The organism is Bacillus sp. SIMBA_005, assembly GCF_046535585.1.
Taxonomy (GTDB): Bacteria; Bacillota; Bacilli; order Bacillales; family Bacillaceae; genus Bacillus; species Bacillus pumilus.
In genome coordinates this window covers 1-250 of the sequence record NZ_JAWRWI010000861.1, presented here as the reverse complement: position 1 = coordinate 250, position 250 = coordinate 1, and the positions used below count along the sequence as shown (strand labels likewise).

At 73.2% G+C, this 250-nt stretch carries 1 protein-coding gene; it reads left to right on the top strand.

What is annotated here, in order from left to right:
* Window positions 1-136, top strand: a 136-nt coding sequence (locus SB660_RS22520) for an FCD domain-containing protein (RefSeq protein WP_410584707.1), incomplete at its 5' end; no start/stop codon positions are given.
* Between the last annotated feature and the right edge of the window lie 114 nt (window positions 137-250).

Sequence of the window (250 nt, the reverse complement as noted above, 5' to 3'; positions counted from 1 at the left end):
CGAGGTTCCCGCCGAGGGCACTCTCGAGCAGCACGAGCTCGTCGCGGCCGCGATCGCGCGCGGCGACGCCGACGCCGCCGAAGACCTCTCCCGAGGCCACATGCGCCAGGTGTGGACGGAGATCCACGTCGACTGACGCCGTGGATCAGGAGCGGGCGGCGAGCGCTGCCTCGTAGAGGTCGCGGGATGAGACCTCCGACAGCGGCGCCACGTCGCGGGCAGCGTCCTTCAGTCGCGCGCCGTCGGCGAC